The 23,406-nt window shown below is 48.4% G+C and carries 18 protein-coding genes and 1 tRNA gene; 5 read left to right on the top strand and 14 right to left on the bottom strand.

Translation table 11 applies throughout. The features are described 5' to 3' along the window. Window positions 1-252: 252 nt before the first annotated feature. The 9 genes from BOC67_RS01835 to BOC67_RS01795 form a co-directional block, all read right to left on the bottom strand. Complete coding sequence (locus BOC67_RS01835; protein WP_291906640.1) at window positions 253-2,457, bottom strand: peptidase domain-containing ABC transporter; 2,205 nt, start codon at window positions 2,455-2,457, stop codon at window positions 253-255. A 1-nt stretch (window position 2,458) separates the two neighbouring features. Next, window positions 2,459-3,760, bottom strand: coding sequence for a radical SAM protein (locus BOC67_RS01830; RefSeq protein ID WP_291906639.1), 1,302 nt, complete (start codon window positions 3,758-3,760; stop codon window positions 2,459-2,461). Window positions 3,761-3,830: 70 nt separating this feature from the next. Beyond that, window positions 3,831-4,013 carry a hypothetical protein gene (locus BOC67_RS01825; protein ID WP_291906638.1) on the bottom strand — a complete coding sequence of 61 codons (183 nt, stop codon included), beginning with the start codon at window positions 4,011-4,013 and terminating at the stop codon, window positions 3,831-3,833. 83 nt (window positions 4,014-4,096) lie between these two features. Further along, window positions 4,097-6,463: a TonB-dependent receptor gene (locus BOC67_RS01820; RefSeq protein ID WP_291906637.1), complete on the bottom strand. Its 2,367-nt coding sequence runs from the start codon at window positions 6,461-6,463 to the stop codon at window positions 4,097-4,099. A gap of 443 nt (window positions 6,464-6,906) precedes the next feature. Further along, on the bottom strand, window positions 6,907-7,755 hold the full coding sequence (locus BOC67_RS01815; protein ID WP_291906636.1) for a class I SAM-dependent methyltransferase: 849 nt from the start codon (window positions 7,753-7,755) through the stop codon (window positions 6,907-6,909). Window positions 7,756-7,862: 107 nt separating this feature from the next. Then, window positions 7,863-8,408 carry a dihydrofolate reductase family protein gene (locus BOC67_RS01810; protein ID WP_291906634.1) on the bottom strand — a complete coding sequence of 182 codons (546 nt, stop codon included), beginning with the start codon at window positions 8,406-8,408 and terminating at the stop codon, window positions 7,863-7,865. Between the two features lie 72 nt (window positions 8,409-8,480). Next, on the bottom strand, window positions 8,481-9,215 hold the full coding sequence (locus BOC67_RS01805) for a helix-turn-helix transcriptional regulator (RefSeq protein ID WP_291906633.1): 735 nt from the start codon (window positions 9,213-9,215) through the stop codon (window positions 8,481-8,483). 153 nt (window positions 9,216-9,368) lie between these two features. Further along, window positions 9,369-10,349, bottom strand: a complete 981-nt coding sequence (locus tag BOC67_RS01800) for a carboxypeptidase-like regulatory domain-containing protein (RefSeq protein WP_291906632.1) — start codon at window positions 10,347-10,349, stop codon at window positions 9,369-9,371. A gap of 4 nt (window positions 10,350-10,353) precedes the next feature. Then, window positions 10,354-12,960 carry a hypothetical protein gene (locus BOC67_RS01795; RefSeq protein WP_291906631.1) on the bottom strand — a complete coding sequence of 869 codons (2,607 nt, stop codon included), beginning with the start codon at window positions 12,958-12,960 and terminating at the stop codon, window positions 10,354-10,356. A 318-nt stretch (window positions 12,961-13,278) separates the two neighbouring features. Between BOC67_RS01795 and BOC67_RS01790 the strand changes: the two genes are divergently transcribed. Then, window positions 13,279-13,365 (top strand) — tRNA-Leu (locus BOC67_RS01790). 368 nt (window positions 13,366-13,733) lie between these two features. Here BOC67_RS01790 and BOC67_RS01785 read toward each other — a convergent pair. The 5 genes from BOC67_RS01785 to BOC67_RS01765 form a co-directional block, all read right to left on the bottom strand. Then, window positions 13,734-15,518: a RagB/SusD family nutrient uptake outer membrane protein gene (locus BOC67_RS01785; RefSeq protein WP_291906630.1), complete on the bottom strand. Its 1,785-nt coding sequence runs from the start codon at window positions 15,516-15,518 to the stop codon at window positions 13,734-13,736. 24 nt (window positions 15,519-15,542) lie between these two features. Then, window positions 15,543-15,737: a hypothetical protein gene (locus BOC67_RS01780; RefSeq protein ID WP_291906629.1), complete on the bottom strand. Its 195-nt coding sequence runs from the start codon at window positions 15,735-15,737 to the stop codon at window positions 15,543-15,545. An 18-nt stretch (window positions 15,738-15,755) separates the two neighbouring features. Then, window positions 15,756-18,953, bottom strand: coding sequence for a TonB-dependent receptor (locus tag BOC67_RS01775; protein WP_291906628.1), 3,198 nt, complete (start codon window positions 18,951-18,953; stop codon window positions 15,756-15,758). Window positions 18,954-19,049: 96 nt separating this feature from the next. After that, window positions 19,050-20,033: a FecR domain-containing protein gene (locus tag BOC67_RS01770; RefSeq protein WP_291906626.1), complete on the bottom strand. Its 984-nt coding sequence runs from the start codon at window positions 20,031-20,033 to the stop codon at window positions 19,050-19,052. Window positions 20,034-20,133: 100 nt separating this feature from the next. Continuing rightward, window positions 20,134-20,694, bottom strand: coding sequence for an RNA polymerase sigma-70 factor (locus BOC67_RS01765; RefSeq protein ID WP_291906624.1), 561 nt, complete (start codon window positions 20,692-20,694; stop codon window positions 20,134-20,136). 392 nt (window positions 20,695-21,086) lie between these two features. Between BOC67_RS01765 and BOC67_RS01760 the strand changes: the two genes are divergently transcribed. The 4 genes from BOC67_RS01760 (at window position 21,087) to BOC67_RS01745 (ending at window position 23,405) form a co-directional block, all read left to right on the top strand. Beyond that, window positions 21,087-21,257: a quinol oxidase subunit 4 gene (locus BOC67_RS01760; RefSeq protein ID WP_291906622.1), complete on the top strand. Its 171-nt coding sequence runs from the start codon at window positions 21,087-21,089 to the stop codon at window positions 21,255-21,257. Between the two features lie 87 nt (window positions 21,258-21,344). After that, window positions 21,345-21,821 (top strand): hypothetical protein, encoded by a 477-nt coding sequence (locus BOC67_RS01755; RefSeq protein ID WP_291906620.1) that lies wholly within the window; start codon window positions 21,345-21,347, stop codon window positions 21,819-21,821. A 44-nt stretch (window positions 21,822-21,865) separates the two neighbouring features. After that, window positions 21,866-23,074 (top strand): NAD(P)-dependent oxidoreductase, encoded by a 1,209-nt coding sequence (locus BOC67_RS01750; protein WP_291906618.1) that lies wholly within the window; start codon window positions 21,866-21,868, stop codon window positions 23,072-23,074. Beyond that, on the top strand, window positions 23,061-23,405 hold the full coding sequence (locus BOC67_RS01745; protein WP_291906616.1) for a hypothetical protein: 345 nt from the start codon (window positions 23,061-23,063) through the stop codon (window positions 23,403-23,405). The genes BOC67_RS01750 and BOC67_RS01745 overlap by 14 nt, the downstream gene beginning before the upstream one ends. Window position 23,406 lies beyond the last annotated feature (1 nt).

Here is a 23,406-nt window from a genome sequence, read left to right as displayed (position 1 = left end):
TGGAATTTTTTTGTGGTTAAAAGATGGAGGAAAGTTAGGGAAAATTATTGGAAAATTTAATTACAACATACTGATTATCAATCATTAACAGCGATAATTAAGACACTTGGATCACATATGGCGTATATGCATTCCTGTTGCCGAACACGGGTTTTGGCGGCAGGTTAAATGGCGGGCCGGCATCTTTTAATACACTAAAAAAACATGTAATTATTTTTTTTGGGGGGAGAGATAAGCCGCTAACGCGGGCGGTTATACGCCTAATTCCAGCTGGTTCTTTACCAGATCAAAATAATTCTTCCGGCTCGCTACCAGTTGCTGGTGAGTACCGAACTCCACGATCTGCCCTTCCTTCAGTACGATGATCTGATCAGCATTTTTAACGGTCGACAGGCGGTGGGCGATGATGACGACCGTTTTCCCTTTAAAGAAGGTCTGTAAATTATCGTGGATGACCTTTTCATTTTCGGCGTCCAGTGCGGAAGTAGCTTCGTCGAAGAAGAGGAACTGCGGGTTCTTGTACACGGCGCGGGCGATCAGGATTCTTTGGCGCTGCCCGCCGGAGATACCGCTGCCGGAGGCGCCTATCTTGGTATTCAGCTGTAACGGCAACTGCTCTACGAAGGATTGGATATTGGCAATACGGAGGGCGTTTACCAGACGTTCCATATCAATTTCCTCATCGCCGCAAATGATATTGCGCAGGATGGTATCGCCAAAAATGAACCCGTCCTGCAGCACTACGCCGCTGTTGCGCCGCAACCAGAGGTGCGGAACTTCCGGCAGCGGGCGGTCCCCCAGGCGGATCTGGCCTTTTACGGGCTCATAGAATTTCAGCAGCAGCTTCATTAAGGTGGTTTTGCCGCTGCCGCTGGCTCCTACAATAGCGGTCACCTTCCCTTGCGGAATATGCAGGTTTATATTTTTTAGTACATGGGGAGATGAGGGCCCTTCGTACTGAAAATCCACGCCTGACAAACGGAAGTCCAGGCTGGAATAAGTGTATGCGCTACCGTTATCCGTATCCGCAGCGGTTGCCCCGGCGTCCTCTTCTTCATGTTGCTGCACTTCGTTTAGGCGTGCCATACTTAAGCGCGCGTCCTGTAACGACCTGAAAAAGTTCACCAGTTGATTAATGGGGGTGTTCATCTGGCCAATGATATAGGACACGCTTAACAGCGCGCCGAGGGTCATATGGCCCGTTACCACGAGGGAAGCCGCCAGGAAGGTCACCAGGATGTTCTTCATCTGGTTCAGGAATTCAAAGCCGGAGAGCTGAACCTGGTTGAGCTTCATGCTGCGGATGTTGATCTTAAAAATTTTATGCTGGATCTTTTCCCATTCGGTCCGCTTATAATCTTCGAACTGGTTGAGCTTCATTTCCGTGACGCCGTTGATGATTTCGAAGATGGACTGCTGGTTTTCGCTGCGCAGCTGGAACCTGAAATAGTCCAGTATTTTGCGCTGCCGCATCCAGTACAGGGACCATAACACCGCTACTGTGCTCAATCCCAGGTATATCATTAGCAACTGCGGATTATAATACCACAGCACGCCGAAGAACACCAGGAAGGTGATCATGGAAAAGAAGGTGAGCAGACTTTGGGAGGTGAGGAAGGTTTCTATCCTATCGTGGTCGGCTATACGCTGATTGAAATCGCCCATTAGCTTGGTATCGAAAAATTTGATGGGCAGCTTCAGCAGCTTGCGGAGGAAGTCCGAAATGATCTGGATGTTGACTTTGGTGGCCACTACCATCATCATCCAGTTGCGCAGCAGTTCCATCCCGAGGGAGCCCAGGTACAGGCTCAGTTGCGCCAGTAGGATCAGGGTGATGAAATGGAGGTTCTTCCCGTTTACCCCTTTGTCGATCAGGCTTTGTGTCAGGAAAGGAAACGTCAGTGAGATGCAGGACCCGAGCAGCAACAGCAGCAGCATCCATATCAGCGGGCGTTTATGCGGGGTCAGGTAGCTAAAGAGATAACGGATAGAGGCATTTTGTTCCTTTGGAGGTTCAAAATTCTCGAAGGCCGCTGTGGGATGGAGAAACAGCGCTACGCCTTCCCCGCCGTCGGAGAGCCATTGCTGTTCAAAACGTTCGCGGGAGAGGGTGATGAATCCATGGGCCGGGTCTGCAATTTTGAATTGCTGCCTGCCGGTGAGCGGCTGCCGGGTTACTTTCCGCAGCACGATAAAGTGATTCTGGTTCCAGTGCAGGATGGCCGGCAGCGGTGTGTTGGGTTCCGCCAGCATGTCGGTGGTGAGCTTTCCGGGCAGTGTTTCCATGCCTATCCGCTGCGCCGCCTCACTTATTCCCAGCAAGGATACGCCTTCCCGGGAAATAAATGAATGCTCGCGGAGGTAGGTCAGGCCGTAGGTCTTGCCGTAATAGGAAGCCACCATGGCCAGGCAGGCAGGCCCGCAATCCATCTGATCATGCTGAGGAAAGAATTTCATCTTATATACTTGTCGTTTGCTGATCTAAAAACATTTCCAGGACCAGTTGTTTCTTACTGTTTTCGTCGAATTCATGCACGCAGTATTCCTTATCCAGGTTTTCCAGCACCATCTGGCTGCAACCGCCGCCGCAGATGGGCATGATGGAGCATTCCTGGCAGGGTTTGTTGGTGAGCTTGGGTGTGAGGCGGCGGGCATGTTGTTCGTTCCAGATGATTTCGCCCTGTTCCGTCAGCACGCCTTCTTTATTTTTCTGGTTGAAATCCCGGGCGTTGCATTTATATACATCGCCGTTGTAGTTGATCACGGCTTCGTTTACTTTATCCGCATAGCAGGAGCTGCGAACCGTATCCGCGAGGATGGCGCTCCGGTGGTAGATGTGGTGCTGCTTGGCGTACTCTTTGAAGAGGGCCACGCGCTGCACCAGTTCCGGCGTGCCGGGTTCCTGGAAAACCTTCTGCATGGAGAGGGATATCAGGCTTTTTTCTTCTACGGTGAGGTCGTCCAGGTCGTTGATCACTTCTTCCAGTCCGTTGAGGTTCTCTTTGGTAAAGTTGATGCGCAGGGTAACAATAAAGCCGTTCCTGGCAAGGTCTTTTATGTTGGCAATAATCTTATCATAAGAGCCCCTGGATTTGGATACGAAGCGTACCTGGTCATGGTGTTCGCGGTTGCCATCCAGCGTGATCTGGAAGCCGGAAACGATATAGCCTTTCAGCTCTTCGATGATGGCTTTATCGATCAGCAGGCCGTTGGAGGTAATGGAGATTTGCAGTTCCTTGCCCAGCCGGTCGGTGATGGCTTTGGCGCGTTTCATCAGGATGCTCATTTTATCGTAGAAGAGTAAGGGCTCGCCGCCGAAAAATGAGAGGCTGAAGATTTGGATCTTGGGATTTTGCCGGAAGATATTTTCTATCAGGAGTTCTATTTTATCAATAACGTCGTCCGTGATTTTGGATTTACGTTCATGATTTTCGTAGCAGTACCAGCAACTGAAATTACAGTTCATGGTAGGGTTGACGATCAGGTGGAAGTAGTGGTCCTGGTTATCGATGCTGGTAATGAGGTCGCGTGCCCGCTGCAGTTCATCCACTTCGTCTTCCACGATAAACCCGAGGTCTACGAGCGCGTCGTAAAACTCTTCGTGGATATCGCGGAGTTCTTCCAGGTCGGCCGGCGTTTTTACCACCATCAGCATATCGTAGAGGGAGCTATCCAGGAGGAGGAATTTATTGGCAAAGGAGTTATGATACACGATGGCATCACCATACGGAACGGCGGTGTTAAATCGACTTAATTTCATACGATTACATTTAAATGGCCTGATGAAGGAGCCGGTTTTAGCAAGCTAAAACCGGCTTTACTGTTTGAAATCATTTGCAAGCGCAAGCACAGGTATGACCAGAAGCCACGTCCACGTTTACGTTTACTGGTTCTGATTTAACTGGTTCAGTGGCGCCAAAAGCAGAGAAACCACCTTTCAGTTTACCTTGTTCGTTCTGTTTCAGAGGAGTAACTTTTTTCTCCAGACCTTTTAAAGTGTTTTTAACTTTCATTTTGTTAGGTTTTAAAGTTTTATGCTTACTCTCTTCAGGATTTTCAGCAATCTCCTTGTTGCAACGAGTTGGACTATATAGTACTAAAGTCTTTGTCTGCTTTCATTTTGCGAGCTTACCCTGTCCGTATTCACCTTCTTCTTGTTGTCAAACGTGTACTGGATGGAGAAGGAAATGCTCCTTGTCAGCCTTTTCATGTAGAAGTAAGAAGTAAAATCCTTGTAGTAGGACAGGTTCTCGTCGATACGGGTATTGAAAATATCGTTGGCGCGCAGCATGCAGATGAGGCCTGCCTGCGGGAACGACTTCTTCAGCACCACGTCCGTTTTATACTTGGGCTCCCCGAGGAGGTTTTTATTCCGGTAGCGGTGCTGGTAGTTATTAAAGAGGTCCACCGACCAGGTTTTGGACAGGCTGAAATGCAGGTAGATATTGTTATAGAACGATATGCCTGCCGTCTTCACCCCGTCGACCGCTTCAAAGGAGTTATAGAAGACGCCTGTACTTACGCTGGCGTAGCACCATTTCGCCAGGTCGCCGCTATAATTATGATCGATACCTGTTTCGTAAAAATTCCCGAAGTTCTGAGGCTGGAAATAATTGACCAGGTTATTATCCGTGAAGTAAGCGCCCTGGATGATGTTGACCGTCTTCCTGCCGAAGAGGGTGAACGACTGGGAAGGGATATCCAGGCTTAGTTCTGCCATATCCATGTAATACGGCTGCAGGTAAGGATTGCCTATCTGATACAGGTAATCATTTTGCTTGACCGTGTACGGATTGAGGTCCGCAAAGGAAGGGCGGGTAATGCTCCGCTTATAGCTGGCGGAAAAGCCCTTATCCTGTTGCCAGTTGTATTTATAGAAAAGGCTGGGAAATAATTGGGTATAGCGCTGGCTAACGTCCTTATTATTCCGCCTGTTGAATCCTTTAACCGATGTGTTCTCCGCTCTGAGGCCGGCTTTCAGAAAATGCTGTTTCCACTGTTTGCTGAGCGTGCCATACCCGGCGAAGATGCCTTCGTTGTTATCGAAGTCCTGGTGTTGATTTTCGTCGATGATCCATTGGTTATTTTCCAGGAATTGCGGGATCACGACGTTGCTGCGCTTTACCTTACCATACTTCAGGCCTGCCTGTAACTGAATACCATGGCTGCATTGCTGCGTCCAGTCGGCCTGGATGGTAAAGTAATCCGATAGCGCAGTAGTACGGTATTGATAATGGCTGTTCCTGACCGGGTCATCGGGATAATACGTTTGCACGTCGTTAAAGGGACGGCTATTTTCTCTCCCCAAATCCCCTATGAACTGAATGCTGCTGCCAGATGAATCCGTTTTGTAGCCATAGTTCAGCGTTACATACCAGGGTTTATTCTTCAACCCGGAGATGGAGTGGATGTTGCTGTTGACCGGCGCGGTGTTTTTGACGGATAGCTGTTGCGTGCCTTGTTCGTCAAAATTGAAGCTGTTACGGTTGATATAGCCTTCGATGCCAAATTCATTCCGTTTGTTTGGATAGTACACGAGGCCTGTGCGGAGGTCTATGCTGTTATCCGTCTGATCAAAGCTTTCCGTATTGGTATTGGTAACGCCGGACTGGTAAGCAAATTTCCCGTTGGTTTTGCCCAGGTCTTTATTATCGCTATAGCCGAAGACCGAATACAGGCCCAGTTTTTCGGAGCCGTAATTCAGGCTAAGGCTGCCGTTGTAGGTACCGTAATCCTGTTTGCGGAACAGGTAGGAAGATTTAGCGATTCCCTTAAAACCATTCAACTTCTTTTTTACGATGATGTTGACTACACCTCCGCCGGCAGTTGCATCCTGTTCTGCCGAGGCGGAGTTTTGTATTTCGATGCGTTTAATATCTTCCGCATTGAGGCCTGCCAGGAAACTGGCCAGGGCCGCGCCTTGCAGGGTGGGTTTGCGGCCGTTGATGAGCAGCGTAACGCTGCGGTTGGCCAGCAACACTTCCCCATCCGGGCCAACGGTCAGTTTAGGACTGCGTTGCAGCACTTCGACGGCGTTGAAGCCTTTGGAAAGCGGACTATTTTCGACATGGAAGATCAGTTTATCGCCGAGCTGTTCGATCAGCTTTTTGTTAGCGGTGATGGTAACGCCGGAGAGGTATTTACCGGCGTTTGACGGGATGCGTATATCCGTTACCGTATCCCGGTTAATAAACAACGTTTGTTCCCATATGTTGCTGCCGAGGTATTTCACCACTTGCCGGTATTTGCCGGGCGCGATACCTGCCAGCAGGTAGCTGCCGGTACTATCGGCAAAGCCGGAATGCGCAGGTATGCTATCCTGTAGCAATTCAACGGTAGCATAGGCTACGGGGTGAAATGTACTGTCTGTGATCCTACCGGAAATGCGTAGCTGCCCTGAGACAGTATGCCAGCAACACATGACCAGTACCATTGTAACTAGTGCCGTCTGTTTACTCATCATTCGGTTATTTACATGATCGTCCGGCTGGCAATCGGGCCAGGAAAAGTTAGGGCAAAGAATTACAGGAGGAGTTCATCAGTTATGAACGCCTTATGTGCTTAGGTAATACTCGACAAAACTGTTTACCCGCAGGTGAACTGTGTTTAGCTCAACAGATCATTTTAGCCGGACAGTAAAATTTGATTTTAGTTTTAAATAAACAGGTTCATAATTAGGTCATTTTGAGTCTTTGGGTTCATCAGCCGTTTCATGGTAGTTACAGGATTAACTATGGGTCTTCAACATCACTGGGTCAATTTCTATTCTGTGTGGATGAAGATATAATATTTTTTCAATTTCCTACATTTTTTTGCGGCGGATATTTTTATTTTTTCTTTCGGAAAAATGGGTTACTTAATGCAGGATGGATGTAAAATGATCGCAGTTGTTTTTTGGGGTGGATATTATATCCTGGCTACCAGGAAAAATTCTCCGCTGGCGGGTGTCAGCTGGTCTTTTCTTCCTTTGAAATATTTTTCTTCCATGTCTTTCGTTGAAACTGTCCGTACTGCTTTCAGTCCTATTTCATTCGCCATTTTTTCAACGGCAGCTACGGGGAAAAAGCTCACGAACGGCGTGCCGGCAGCGGCGGCTCCTTTATTGGCCATTTCCTGCATGGGCTGATCTTCCGGGTCGAGTTCCGCTATGGGCAGGTAGAATGCGATAGCGATGGTGGAGCCCGGGGCCAGGGAAGTCAATTTACGCAGCGTGTCCGTAATGGCTTCCCTGGTGAGATACAGCGTTACGCCCGTGCAGGAAACAAAGGCCCGCTGTGAAAAGTCAAAACCCTGCTTCAATAATTCATCCCACCAGGAGGAGGTTTCAAAATTTACCGGCACGAAATGAAGGTGATCCGGGATCGAATAGCCGTTTTCCACGAGCTTTTCCTGCTTCCAGGCCAGGGTTTCCGGCTGGTCAATTTCGTAGATATCCACTTCGCGGGCGAGGTTTTTATTTCGCTGGGCAAAGCTATCGAGCCCGGCGCCGAGCAGCACGTATTGTTTAACGCCCTGGTTGATCTGGTCCTTTGCCATGTCTTCAACAAAACGGGCACGGGCAACGATGGAAGCGCGTAACCGCTTTGTGTACTTCATGTCCGGCCGTTCCTGCCAATCCTGTTCGGGCTGGAGTAGTTCGTAGCCTACTTTGTCTTCGATAATGTAAGGCTGCTCATCCGCAAAAACATGGAGGGCTCTCCATAAGGCGGTTCGGGCTGCGGTATTGTCCGGCTGAGGATTGTTTTTGTGTTCCATGGTTTCACTGTTGGTTTTAATATTACCTGCCACTGTAAATAGCGGTAAAGTGCATCCACTAATTTAGCCATAAAATATTAATCACGTAATACCCGGAAGCCAGGCGGCTATTTCCCGTCAGCGTGTTTCCTGCGAAAATGCAATTGTGTTAACCCGGTGTCAAACGTCTTAACCGCTAACAGTTCCAGCAGTTGTTCAGGCCGTCCGTCCTTGAAAAGGCGGGTTCCGCTGCCTAGCAACACCGGCACGATGGAAATGGTCATCTCATCTATCAGGTCATGGTTGAGTAATTCATTGATCACCTCTGCCCCACCGTCGCAATAAATATCTTTCCCCGGCTGGGCTTTTAGTTTCTTCACCAATTCGGCCAGGCTGCCGGCATAAAATTTAATCCTGCCTGTATCCGGTTTCTCCTGCCTGGTTACGACATAAATATCCCGTTCACCGTTATCATAATGGGAAGTTCCGATTTCTCTTACAACGTAATCATAAGTTTTTCTGCCAATGAGAATCGTGTCGATGTTGCTGGTGAATTGGGCATATCCATAATCTTCCCCTTCTTTTTCTACCAGCTTGAGGAAACCCAGGTCATCATTCAGCTTTGCAATATAACCATCCAGGCTAGTGGCGATGAAAAGTGATAATTTACGCATTTGCTACTGATTTTTTTCTTTACACAAAAATAGGTTTGCTGGTCATTCGGGTTTTGGAAAAATGCGACAAAATTAAAGTTGAGAGGGAATCATCCCGGTGTGTTTTTTAATATCATTTGCCAGGTGGGAATGGTCGTAGTAACCGCATTCATACGCGATATCCAGCAGGCTCCTCTCCTCTTCTTTATCCCGGATGGCGGACAGGGTGTGTTGAAAGCGGATGATATTGGCGTATTCTTTCGGGGAAATGCCTACCTGTAGTTTGAATTTACGCTCCAGCTGCCTTACGGTGGTGAAGTGACTTTTAGCGACATGGGATATACTTACCCGGCCTTTTGCCCGGTGGATAGTGGCGATCACCGGTTCCAGGCCGTTGCTTTTACGTTGCAGCCTGCTCGCGAAATAGCCGTTTAAATAATGGATAGGATCTTTAACCAGTTTATCCGGGTTAAACGCGTGTGTTGGCTCCAGCAAAACGGTTTGGTCGAGTATTTCACTTTGCGGGGCGAAGTGGTAGAAGCTGGAGAAGGCGCCTGGTTTTAAACACACGCCCAGCAGGCGGGTATCCTGTGTGATGAAGTTATCTTTATACGTGGTCATGGCGCCTACCGCGTAGGTGCGGCCAGGTTCCAGTTTGGTCCTGCCGTTATCGGTGAGGGAAGTATCCCCTAAGTTGATGAGGATGCCTGCACATCCATCGGGGAAAATCCGTTCCCATTGTTCATCCGCAGCATCGCCTTTCAGCTCCCAAAATGAGTGAATAAAGGGAGTTAGTGATGGCGTGGGTAGTGTTTCTAAGTATTTCATTACAGCTATTCCAAAATTACAAATAGTAGGGGAAATGGAAAAGGATATTAGAGATTTTCAGCCGGTAGGATGAATCCCGTAGCCACCTTCCAAACAAAAGATCCCGGCCGCTATTGTGGCCGGGATCTTTAAAGAACTTTTAGCATATTGCAATTACGGATGTTGCAGCGTCATGACCTGGGTGAGTACTGATGACTGGAGGTCAATAGTGGCGGTACCTACCAGGGTATCTTTATGTGCAGCGAGGGTATCTTTGGTTACCCAGCTGGCTTTCACGTAATAGGTAGCCGGTGGGATCGCGCTGATGGAAGCATTCCCTGCTGCGTCAGACATCAGCTGATAGTTGCTGCCATCGCACAGGCTTCGCTGGAATAAATAGGGGCTGGTGAAGATGCAGATATTCGCGCCCGGGATAATAGCGCCTGTGGCGTCGCGGGTAACGAACTTAATGCCGTTGGTGGCGCCGGGGCCTGCGGCGGTAAGCGTGCGGAATTCAATACTGTCCGTTACGACTACATTATCCTGCTTAACGACGATCTGCTGTTCTCCCATCTTCACTTTTGCAAGGATGTAATAAGTACCGGCCGGGATATCAAATTTAAAGGCTTTTCCGGTGGCATCTGTAGTGATGGAATAGTTACTGCCATCGCAGGTATTATTTTTATAGGAAAGTGTGGCAGAATTGAAAATACAAATTGGCACATTCGCCACTGTTCCCCCATCGCTCCCTACCACCGTGATATGAATACCTCTTTGCTTTGTCCGTGCTACTTCCGCCACCAGCAACAGGGTATCCATGGGAGGCCTGGCTTCGCCCCTGGCGCTATACAGCACGCCCTTGATGGTATCTTCGTAGTAGACCTTATATGGCTGGAATTCCTTGAGATGCTCAAAGATAAAGTAACCGTTATCATCTGTAACGGTGCTGAACAGGTAATTGAGGGAGTCCCGGTCAGGATAGTTCAGCAGCACCCGCTTCTTCCCCAGTGGCTGGTAATTGGCGGACTGTGTAATATTATCTACCAGCATCAGCCTGCCGCGGATGTAGGAAGTGCCGGCAAGGTCGCCAACGGGCTCATATTCACAGCTTACAGCGAGCAGGCACCCGATCAGAAGGATATATATGGATTTCATTTGCTTAAAGATTTAAGAGTCCAATGATTTTTGCGAATGTAACAGGGTCGATACTGATGCCGTACCATAGGCCCTGTTTGCGATAACGCGATTTTTCATCCGTAATTTGATTATTCACTACTGTGTATTCCGTGTACCTGTACCAGTGGTATCCTACATTGGCTTTGATGCCGGCCCAAATATCAAAAGACAGTCCAGCATGAGGGTTGTACAGTGGCTTGGGGAAGCTGACGCCGGCAAATAATGAAACCCTGCTGAAGAAATCTCTGCCACACAGTTGCCAAATTGGCTTGTCGTTCGTCAACAGTATCTTCCATGGATGCAGGTGCAATCCTGCAAACAACCTGACCCTCTCCTCATCAACGGAGGTCCTGATGGCTCCATTTTCCATGGTGGCATTCACCTGGTAGACAGGCGAAACGAGGTTCAGTACGCCTATACTGGCTGTAAAAAGGTGTTCCGGGGAGGTTTTATAACTACCCTTGTAAGTGAATTGCGTTGCCTGGGTTTTGGAATCAACAAGCGCTAACTCAAAACTTTTCTTTTGAGCGGAAGTTTCGTTAGCCAGGAGAAAGATTTTATTCCGGTATGCCGGGGTGGTATCTGTGTTGCTTTCAAATTTAGCGGGAGGGAGAATGTAGCGGGGGTATTCTCCGAATGCGGCAACGACACCCCACTTCTTAGCGAGATCCGTAAGGTCATTAATTATCAAATCCATCTCCTGTTTATATACTTCCGCTATGATGTGGTTTACGCTATCGGCATAAGCCTTAACTTTCTCCTTAAATCCATTGGAGGCAACAGCTTCAATCGTCCCTAAGTTCACAGTAACTTCCTGAAAGCCGCGTATTTTCTGTAGTACTTTATCCGGGAATGAATCACACTTCAGATTCTTTTCCGCCAGAAAATCTAAGGCCGTTTCGGTAAGGTTGGCATGTTTAAGCTCCTGGCCATTATGCACCAACATCAGCAAGACACTATTGCCCTGGGGATCTTTGGTCAATCGCATCTGATAAGGGTTATTAGATTCCCTCTCATACAGTTTATTAATACTTTCCTGGTTTTCGACTGGCGTTATTGTTAAACCAGGCTTATAGTCTTTTGCACGGAAACCCGATACTATTTGGCTAAACGCAGACGAAGTTTTTGCTGCGCCGCCAATTCCCGTACCGGCAATATCCAGGGCTGAATTGACATCTTTCACTGCTGCCGACTTGTCCTCTATCGGGCTGGCGTTTTCCTTAAACGTAACTTCTTTTTTCTGCGGAATGTTATAAGCCACGGCCACTACCCTGGTGTCTGTTGGCACTGCTTCCGGCATACTGCCGCCTTTCAGTTTATCTGAGGCGTTATAGGCCCGGAGGATCAGTTTGCGACGCTTTTTCTTTTCTACATTTATGGTGATGATGCTGTTGGCCGTCCACATGGTTTGCTGCATGGCTGTGGCCTGCTCTTTATTCACTGCTTTAAGGGCCTGTATCCTGGCAGTGGCAAAACGGTTACTTTGCCGCTCCTGCAACAGGCTGTCCATATGCTTATAATCTGTTTTGGCGGTATTGAGCTGATCCGCACGCAGCATCAGCGAAATGACGGAATCCAGGTAGCGGCGGTAAGTATCCTTGTCCGCTTCCAGCATGGCGTACGATGCTGGAAGCCGGGCTTCATCAGTAAATGGCAGGGGGTTAAGGCGAAAATTACTGCCGGTGTACCAGCTCCAGTATAGCATCCATTTTGAATGGACCAGGTTGTAAAAAAGGGAAGTCCGATTCTTCAGGTCATGATAGCGCTGCATTAGGCCGGTGTTACAAAGCACGGGCGTATCGGCCTTTGTGAGTGTATCCAGCAGGCTTTTAATTGCGTCGTAAGTCAATTTCGCAGCCGGGACATCCTGTGTATAGAACCGTTGAATGTTCACATTTTTCAATTGGGCATCCAGGTTTTCTTTTGAAAGCGTACTGTCAAAATAGGCTTTCAGGAACATTTTAACTTTATCTTCCACCACCACGTTGATCCGGTTTTCTGACTGATCAGCCGTTATTATAAGGGTAGTATCAAAACCTTTCTTGTAATCAAATGAATATGTTTTGCCATTGACACTTAACTTCATCTGGCGATCAAAAAGCAAATCCTTTAAAACATCTTTGCTTATAAACGAGGTAAGGCTTCGGCAATTGCTATCCTGCAGTGCATTTAATGCATCATTGCGTTCCATACTGGCAATCGTGTTTACCGCCTTTAAATCCTCCAGGAGGTCCTGGGTAGCCGCAGCTCCAAATAAATCATTCGCCCTGGCAATATCATCCTGTATTTGATTATAACTTTCCAGGGATTTTTCAGCAAGGAATTTCAACAGCTTTTCCTGCTGGCCGGGCATAGAATCAATAATCACCTTGATTTCGTATGTTTTGTCTGTCACGAGGGCGTAAGGGGGCAGTTCGCGCAGCATACCATTTTCATCTATTTTAATTTCAAAACTCTTCGGTTTCCACCGTGGTTTGTCTACCTGTCCGGCGGAATCCAGCACGATACCCAGCCACATCATAGTTAGGGTAATCCGTAAAAGCCTACCCATGTAGCTTCTACAGTGATGGACAATCAGTTGTTTTTTCATGTAAGGGAGTGTTAATCTTGATTGACGAATTATTCATTTAAAGACAGCGATGAGTATTACATGGGGATGCAACACTACATAGCTCAGTGTTTAATGTTGGGTGGCGAGGTCAGGACAGCAATGCTCAGTACCTGGGGAATTAACTTATCATGAGGTATAGATCATTTCATGTAAAATAGAATCTTTATCCGATATATCCAACTGTTATATCCCTGATTTTATAATATTTAGGCTGAACAAAAAATAAATATTTGTTTATTAAAATTTTATTCCTACATTTGCATCCCGCTACGGCGGAAAGCAGTGCAAAAGGCATTTGCCCAGATGGCGGAATTGGTAGACGCGCTAGACTCAAAATCTTGTTTCGGCAACGGAGTGCAGGTTCGATTCCTGTTCTGGGCACCATAAGTATCAAATTGCTATAAAGGCCATCAGCACGATGGCCTTTTCTTTTTTCTTTGATTTCCTGCCCGCCAAATTTTTTCGATTATATGCATCCCCGCAGTAAAGTTGATAATATTTTCACAGCGCAGCTAATATTATTTCCCTGGTTGCAATAACCGCCCGGGTGATTATCATATTTCATCTCATGTGAGAATTGCTCCATGTAACCTCTATGCAGCCATTCACAGCAAAGCCTTCACAATCAAAAGATCATGAAGGCTTTTTCATTCCCGTCACTTTCATTCCTACCCTATTATTTCTCTGTCCATACGCAATGGAGCTATCATTTTATAGATAAAAGAATGCAGGAAAAGGTTTCTTCTTTCCTGCTAATAACCAGGGTTCTGCACAATACGCGGATTCCGGTCTATGGCATCCTGCGGCACTGGGTTCAGGTACATTTTCTGTGTGAATACATGCGGGTGGTTCAGCGGCACCACTTCGTACTTCCACACACCGGAGTTATTATCGGGTACGGTATTCGAGATCTTCATCGCATGCTTGTCCACATTCATGACAGTGTTGGCTGTCTTCCAGCGGATAATATCATAGAAGCGCTTATTTTCAAAGCACAGCTCTACCCTTCTTTCCTGGCGGATAGCAGCGCGCATGTCCGCCTGGGATAGCCCCGGCGTCAGGTTAGGCAGGTTAGCCCTTTTGCGGATCTGGTTGATGGCATCGTACACACTTGCGTCGGGGCCCACTGCTTCGTTCTGCGCTTCCGCATATCCCAACAATACTTCCGCATAGCGGTAATAGATGAAGTTGGCGCCGCTTACCGCGCCACCGCCGGGCCTTACCAATGGGTTAAGCCGCTTCTTAAAATAATAGGCAGTGTTGCTTACATCATCCGTACCGAAATCAATCTGGTTTTTAGAAGGATTTACTTTGTCGATGCGGGTAAATATGGTATCAGCTTTATCCATCCAGTCCATTTTGTAAGGAGCGCCATCGTACACGATCCAGTCGTAGAAGCGCTTCTCACGGCCTGTGTACGGCCGTTGCGGGTCATAGCCGGAAGCCGGGTCGGTGATAGGCTTTCCGTTTGCCATGAAAAACTGGTCTACCAGTTCCTGGGTAGGACAGTAATTCCCCCAGGTGTAGTACACCCCGTTGATCCACACGGGGCCGCCGTATTGCTCAAAGGAGGAGCCCATAATATTTGCTACCACCTGGCGGTCCCAGATCACTTCGGAATGGTATTCATTCGCTTCATACCAAATGGCGGCAGTGTTGGGAAACAGCTCATATACCCTGCCGTTACCATAAAGGTCAATGAATTGTTTGAAGGTAGCGGCTGCCTTGGCCCAGCGTTGTCCGTCGTAGTTGTTATATCCTGCTACCTTGTTAGGGTCGTTGCCGGCAGCGGGCTGCGCATCATTAAATGCCGGGCTCGCCGCATACAGCTCCACCCATCCCTTTAGGGCCAGCGCAGCGCCCAACGTAGCCCTGCCGGCATTAGCATCGCCCTTGTTGTATTTAGCCGCCAGGTAACCGCCTTTAACGATGGAGTCCAGCTGGGTGGTGATGAAATCAGCGGTTTCAGCAAAGGTGCTTCTGGGCGTGTAGATGGCAGCGCTGTCCATGGTACGCCTGTCTGCCGGCGCGGTAATGATGGGGAGTCCGCCAATGTGCATCCACAACTGGCTGTAATAAAAAGCGCGCAGGAACCGGGCTTCATCCAGCCGCCTGTTCAACCATTCCTCCGAAAAGTTCCGGGCATTTTTACGTACTTCGGTAATGAAAGTATTGCACTTGCGTATATTGGTGAAGGTAGTTGTCCAGTTGGTAAGATCCCCGGGGCCTGTAACACCTCCCCAAACAGTATAATCGTTGGAAGACGGCACAACAATACCCTGCTTCCAGTTATAGGAAGTATAGTAGAAGCCTGCATCATTATCATCGGTGAAGTTGTCCAGGTTCTCCGGCTGGTTCCAAAAGTTGGGTAATGCGCTGTAAATATCATTGAGGAAAAGATCCGCATTCCCCTCCGTACTCCACTGCATGGCATCCGTCAGTTTGGCTTTATTGGTATTTTCCAGGAAGTCTTTCTTACAGGAGAGCATACTGAAAAACAGTATGGCAATCGGTAACAGCTTAATATAGTGTTTCATGTTAACGCGTTTAACAGGATGAAGCTAAAAAGTGACATTCAGGCCGAACACCATCACCTTCTGGTTAGGGTAAGCCGTTTCCAGGTCGGTATATCCTACTTCAGGGTCCATGAACTTCATTTTGCTGAAGGTGAGCAGGTTTTGCCCGGAGAAGTAAGCACGGAGGCGTTGCATCTTCATCGCTTTGGTAATACGGGCAGGAAGGGTATATCCTAACACCGCTGTTTTTAAGCGCAGTTAACCTGTTTTCATGATCCAGAAATCGGAATTCTGGGTGTTATTAGCATAGGGCGACTGATTGGCACGCGGATATTTGGCATCAGGCGTACCGGGCGTCCAGTGGTTGTTATAGTATTCATAGGCTGAATTACTATTGTTATTGTTGAAAGGCACGGTCTGGAACCCGCGGATATTCAGGCCGGACAAGGCTGCGCCCTGGAAGAACAAGCTGAGGTCAAACCCTTTCCAGGATACGCTGGGGGTAAAGCCGTAGGTAATGAAAGGATACACCGGGTTACCGATGACAACTTCGTCAAAGGCATCTATTTTTCCATCGGGTTTTCCATCCGGGCCGCTGATATCTACATAGCGGATATCGCCGGGATGTAATATACCGAACTGGGTAACGTTGTAGCCATCATCGCTGTTGATGACGCCATCGTGGTTTTTATCGTCTTCCAGGGAAAAGAGGCCCTGCGACTTGTACCCGAACTGTGTACCGAAAGGCCTGCCCGTTCTGCTGCGGTTAGGATTGTTACGCGTAGCGGCAGTTTCAAATATCTGCTCCATTTTATTCTTCGCATAGCTGAAATTACCGGTCAGGTTGAACTGCAGCCCATTTGAAAAACGATAGTTGGTACCTGCCACCACTTCAAAACCGTGGTTCACCATGATCCCCTGGTTTTCATCGGAAAGGTTCAGACCATATTCTACCGGCACCGTCACCGCCGGTGGCAGCAGCATCCCAGTCCTTCTTTCATGGAAATAGTCTAATTCAAGGGTGAGCAGCCCGTCCCAAAAAGAAGCATCCAGGCCTACATCCGTTTTGGCAGATATTTCCCAGGTGATATTGGTATTGGCTTCCATGGTAATATTGGAGCCTTGCACCATATTCCCGTTTCCAAACGCGTAGGCGTTACCGTATAAATTGTAGCCATTGAGGTATTGAAACGCTGCCCCGGCCAGGTTACCGGATTTTCCCCACGATCCTCTCAGCTTTAGGTAGCTGAGTAGCGATGGCCGGTTGGCCATAAATTTTTCTTCAGATACGATCCATCCGGCAGAGAAGGCGGGGAAATAGCCCCAGCGCTTGCCGGGCGCGAAATAGTAGTGGCCATCGTAGCGGCCGGCTGCCTCAAAAAGGTATTTATGATTGTAGATGTAACCAAAGCGATATACAAATCCAAGCTGGCTACCGGTAACGGTGGAACCATTGTTGTCGAAATCATTCTTATTGGAGCTGCCCATGCCCAGCTCATCGATGTTTACAGCGAAGTTATTACGGCGTGCGGAGAAACCGGTGGAATCGTTCTTACGGGCTTCCGCAACGAGCAGCCCCGTGATGTCGTGCTTACCAAAGGTATTGTGGTAATTGAGAAATCCCTGGTAGGTGAAGTACTGGTTTTTCGCATACTCCTGGTTGAGCCAGGTGTAGGCGGCCGCATTACCCTCCGAAGTAGATATCTGTTTCGTATAGGTATAAGGGGTAGTGGACGTATTCTGTGAGTAAAAGTAAAATGGCGTGTGCCATCCTTTCACCATTACGTCTGTAGGGTCATAGCTGAAAGTTCCTTTAATGCTCAACCCTTTAATGAATGGCAGTTGTTGTTCTACCGCCAGCGTTGTGAGCAGGGAGGTTGAATTGCGGCGGGAGTAACCGGCGTTCAGGATACCCACCGGGGAGTTACCGGCAAATTCGCCCCACAAGCCATTGCTGTAGTAAAGATTGGTAATGGGGATCAGTTTGTAGGCGCTGCGGAACAACTGGCCGGGCGTGGTGGCGGCGTCTACGCTGTTGGTATTTTGGATCGCGCCAATCAGCGTCATGGTCACCAATGTGGTGGGCGTAGCGCTTACTTCCATGTTTACGTTATAGTCGTACCGCTTATAGTTAACCGGCGCAAACATGCCTTCCTGGTTAAGGAAACCCATACCGGCATAATAACGAACCACCTTGGTGCCACCGCTTAACTGGAGGTTATAATTCTGCATGGGCGCATGCATGCGTACCAGGTCTTTCGTATTGCTGATAGGATACTTATCGGGGTCCTGCGCATTCAGATTGGCATAATCATTAATGTAATCTTCCGGGAAAGGCTGCTGTGTACCACCGGGATTTTCATTCAGGTAGGCTTCGTTCCGCAGGCGCATATAATCCTGTGCATTCAGCATTTTAGGATAATAGGTAGGCGTTTGCCAACCATAGTACGCGTTGAGGGAAAGCGACGGGATACCTGTTTGCCCGCGTTTGGTAGTGATAAGGATTACCCCGTTGGCGCCTCCCAATCCGTAAGGCGCAACGGCGGCGGCATCTTTCAGTACCGTCACGGAAGCGATGGAGCTGGGGGAAATTTCGTTGATGTTATTGCGGATGATACCATCTACTACGATGAGCGGGGAGTTATTACCGGTAGTAGCAATACCCCTGATATGGATATCGGGATTATCCCTTCCCGGCTGCCCGCCGTTGGGGCGCATACTGATACCGGCCACATTTCCCGCCAGCGAATTGGAGATATTGGTTACCGGCGACTTTGCCAGTTCCTTACCCTGCACGGCGGATACCGATGCGGTAGACGATGTTTTTTTCTGTGTGCCGTAACCCACTACCACTACTTCATTCAAACCACTGGCACTTTCTTTCATAATAATATTGAGGGGATCGGCCGTACTCACTACTTCTATCTGCTCATACCCCACGTAGCTGAATACCAGCGTAACGCCTGCTGTGGCCTGTAATTCAAAATGGCCTTTTTCATTGGTCATGGTACCAATGTTGGTACCTTTTATCTTTACGGATACGCCAATCAGCAGGTCGCCCCGTTCATTGGTGACCGTTCCGCTGATCTTAATTGCGCTGGCATCTTTTGCGGCGATGATGATTACGTCGTTCTCCATCGCGGCATACCGCAGTGAGGTACCGGTAAAGGTTTGCGCCAGCACCTGCTCCACCGTGGCATTTTCGGCATGAATGGAAACGGGTGGTTTCTCCGGCAGGATGTCGTCGCTGTAAATAAGCCGGCATCGACTCTTTTGCTGAATAGTTTTCAGCACTGTTTTAATACTGACCTGATCCAGGGAGATGCTGATCTTTTCCTGCGGCGGAGTAGTAGCATATGCAGGCAGAAGGTGGGTAACCAGTAAGGCCAGGAAGAGCAAACGTAGCGAACCGCTATGTTGACTTTTATGCAAAGTCCATAGTAACATTGATTTCATAACATGGAATGTTTTAGGGTGATGGAAAGTAAAGTGAAAGGCTGCACGATCTTTTTAGGTCATAAGATTTATTTTTTGAAGATGAAGAAAATGAGATTAGTTACGGATATACACTTCTTTGCCGTTTACCTGGAATTGAAAGGGATTCGATAGTTGCAGCATTTTCAACGCCTCGTCTATGGATTCTGTGTCTATGATGCCGGAGAACCGTAATTGCTGCAGGGATGCAGATTCGAAATGAAAGCTGACGCCATACCATTTACTCATTTTATCAGCCAGGTTGGCAAAGGTGTCATTATCGAATATCAGTTTATTATTTAACCAGGATATTTCAGGAAGTTGCCCGCTACTGTCTTTATGCAGGTGGGTCGGCTGAAGCACGGTTGACGGCTCGGCAACCGGTACCGTCAGTTTTTCTTCCGGTTGCAACACAATGGTTTTTCCCTGGAAGGATACGGCAATTTTTCCGCGTACCAGCGTCGTATGCACGGCGCTGTCTGCCATATAGGCTTTCACATTAAACGCAGTGCCGAGTACGTGGATATTTATTTTCCCAGCATGGATAATAAAGGGAGTACCTTCACTTTTTGCCACATCAAAGAAGGCTTCCCCGGCGAGGGTAACTTCTCGGTATTGTTTGCCAAAGCTGTCCTTGTCATAATAGAGTTGGGTATTGGAGTTGAGCCATACGATAGAACCATCCGGGAGTATTACTTTAGATTTGCCGGCAGCAGCGCTGAGTTGTTGCAATGCAGGCGCATTGGGGCGCAGGTATTTCCACCCTATCCAGCCGGTAGCTATTACCGCAGCGGCTCCGGCGGCCACCAGCCATCGTTGCATTACCGGACGAGCGCGGCGTTGTTGCAGTTGCGGCGCCACGGCCTCCCATATACGGCTTTTACTATCAGGTGCGCCTTCCACTTCCTGTACAGGCGTTTCCCAGATGCCGGCGGCCAGTTCCAGGGATGCAGCCACCTCGGGATCTTCCTTCAGTAATGTTTCCAGTTCAGCGCGCTCCGCGAAAGTTATTTCGCCACTGAACTGTTTTCCCAGTAATATCCATATACGGTCGTTGCTCATAGTAGTATTGCATCAGATGTGGTAAAAGCATCCGGGGATATAAGACAACAGGAAGAAATGAATACCCCCAAAGCGGCAGGAAATTTTTTTGGGAGAAATATTATTGCGCTCCGGGTAAGGAGGTGATTAAGAACGCTTTCATTTTGGTCAGTTTCTTTAAGGCGATGCCTACCTGGTTTTCTACTGTTTTTATGGAGATATTCAGCAGCATGGCTACCTCTTTATATTTGAGCCCGTCTTCTTTCACAAGTTTAAAGATAAGACGGCACTGCGGGGGCAGTTCAAGAATGGCCCTGTTAATATGTTGCATCATTTCATTGCTGATGAGTTGCGCTTCCGGGTTTAACTCATATTCCGGCAGGCAGGCTTCATCCAGGTGCAGCGTTTTTTTCTGCGCATATCTACGCAGGTAGTTAAGCGCAATATTGCGGGTGGCTACATACAGATACCATTTCAGGTTGTGGGCTTGATAGAGGCTTTCCTTTTTTTTCCATACGGCTATAAAAACATCCGCTACTATTTCTTCCGCCATTTCTCTGTTGTGAACAACGGCCATGGCTAACTGCAGCAATGGAGTGCAAAAGCGGTCATATAATTCTTTAAATGCCTGTGTGTCACCCCCGTATATTCTTTTTTGTAATTCGGGAATATCGTTGTGCATGAAGTAAAAATACCCAAATTATATAAAGGCGCAAATGTTTAAAATGAAGTGTCTTATATACAATTATGCGGGTTGCTAACGATGCTGTATCACAAATTTGTTCTGCCTTTCAGGCTTAATTATTTAATCATACACAGATTTACTTTGGCAGTTTAATTAAATGTCTATATGACAATTAATTAAAAAAATTTAAAAAGTTTGGAGAACGGGATACCTAACTTTTTACCGGCCGGAAGGTGGAGCAACAACCCACTAAACGTCATCATAAGTTGACAAGTATCTGACAAAAATTAGCCATGGAGCCAGCCCCCGGTTCCGGTTCCAGGCGGCCCAAAAGCGATTTTTAAGCAATCGGCACAGAATTCGTAGCTTTGTACCCAAAAATCCATACAATGAAAAAATACCATATTCTTGTAGCCACCGTAGCCATCCTCCTCTTTACCTCCTGCTACACCACCGTACACACCGCCGGCAACAGCGGCAAAATCCCTCCCGGCCAGGCCAAGAAAATGACCGGCTCAAAATCCGCCAGACCTTACGCCCCCGGCCAGCAGAAACATTAAGATTTCCTTAGCAAAATTGACGGAAAGGATGCTTACCTTCATAGTATGTTACGCGTATTCATTTTTTCAGCAATATTGATGTCAGCCATGGCTGCAAAAGCCCAGCTGCCTGTATTTCCGGCGGATCAGCATAACACGGCTTCCCTTCTTCGCCAGGCGGAAAAGGATAGCAGCCATCCTCAGCAAAAATGGTTCATCACTAAATATACCGGCCTGTCCGCCGGCATCGTAGGCTTTAAAGGCGGCAGCGGCAGTTATTTGTCCGCTCCCCTGGAAGTGCAGCTTAACCGCCAGCTCACACATAACCTCTTCGCCTTCGGCAGCCTCTCCGCCACGCCTACCGTGATGCGGTTCAGCGGCCCTGCCTTCGTGCCCGCCATGAACAAAAACTTAGGGAACATGCAGGTGAACAACTCCGGTATCTTCCCCGCCGCCAGGGCCGGGGTTATGTACATCAGCAACGACCGCACCTTCTCCGTTTCCGGCAGCGTCAGCGTGAGCAGAGGTACCTATTACGGCTATACGCCGCTTTACAATCCCGCCAATAACTTCATGCAGTATTAACCTGCCCGGCACTGCCATTATTTATTTTTTTCGTAAATTAAATAATGCAAAATTCAGTGCAAATAGGGTTAATCAGGGAAGAAAAGCAGCCGCACGACAATCGCGTGGCCTTTACGCCCAGGCAATGTCAATGGATCATGCACCATTTCCCGCAGGTGACGCTCTATGCACAACCCTCGCCACACCGTTGTTTTAAGGATGAAGAATATGCCAAAGCGGGCGTAATCATCTCCCCCAACCTGGAAAATTGCAGTGTACTCTTAGGTATAAAAGAAGTGCCGCCCGCTTCCCTCCTGCCTGGTAAAACTTATTTGTTCTTCAGCCATACCAAAAAGAAGCAGCCCCATAACCGGGAAATGCTGCAGGAAATACTCCGCAAAAACATCCGCCTGATCGATTATGAATGCCTCGTACACCCGGACGGGCAGCGCATCCTGGGCTTCGGATTTTTTGCCGGCGTGGTAGGCGCGCATAACGGGCTAATGGCCTATGGGCAGAAGACAGGGCTCTTTAAACTAAAGCCCGTGCACCAGTCGCACGACTTCCAGGAACTCATCTCCCACTATTTCGGCGTTAAACTGCCGCCGCTCAAAATCGTTGCTACCGGCTCCGGCCGCGTGGCAGCAGGCGTGCTGGAGATTATGGGGCTGCTGGGGATTAAATACATCCCGCCGGAAGAGTTCCTTATGAACAGCTATAACTATCCCGTATATACGCAGCTGAAAGCAGGGGAATTGTATTTGAGAAAAGATGAAAAAACCTATAGCCGGGCCGACTTCCATGCCCACCCGGACCAGTACGACTGCAAGTTCCTGCCCTTTGTGGCCGCCAGCGATATCCTCATGAACGGTATCTACTGGGATAAGAATATCCCGCCGCTGTTTTCCGCCAAAGACCTGCAAAAGGACAACTTCCGCATCCGCGTGATCGCCGATATTACGGACGATACCAACGGCAGCGTTCCCTGCAACCTGGGCGATAGTACCATAGAGGATCCGGTGTATGGCGTAGATAAACAAACGATGACCAAAACAGCGCCTTACCTCCCGGATACCGTGGATATGATGTGCGTCAGCAACCTGCCGAATGAACTGCCCCGCGATGCGTCGCAGTACTTCGGCGACCAGCTTATGAAATACGTTTTCGAGGACCTCCTGTCAGGCAACAGCGAAATGATCAGAAAGGCTACCATTGCGGAAAACGGGCATCTTACGCCGGCGTTCAGGTACCTGGAGGATTATGTGGGGGAATAAAATCACGCTCGAAAACATCCGCCTCGCCGGCCTGTACACGCATAAGTTTGAAGGCCTGCCGGATCATAAGGAACTCTCTTTCCGGACCTACTATACCGCCAGGCTGAAATCCGGCCACTTACAACCGCCACCCAACAGCGGCGCCACCTATGCATGGATGGCCCCCAAAGAAGGACTGCCGCAACTGCATTTTGAGTTCATGCGCCAGCAGCTGGAGCCTATCGTAAATCAGCCGGGAACCGTGTGGGGCGGCACGTTCCTGATCATTTGGAAAGATGATAATTATGTAGGGTCAAAAGTGCTGGAACAGCCGTATGTGCTGGCGGAATAAC

It is taken from the genome of Chitinophaga sp. CB10 (genome assembly GCA_001870995.2).
GTDB lineage: Bacteria > Bacteroidota > Bacteroidia > Chitinophagales > Chitinophagaceae > Chitinophaga.
Note: the sequence above shows the minus strand (reverse complement) of the source record. Positions and strands in the feature narration are given on the sequence as shown.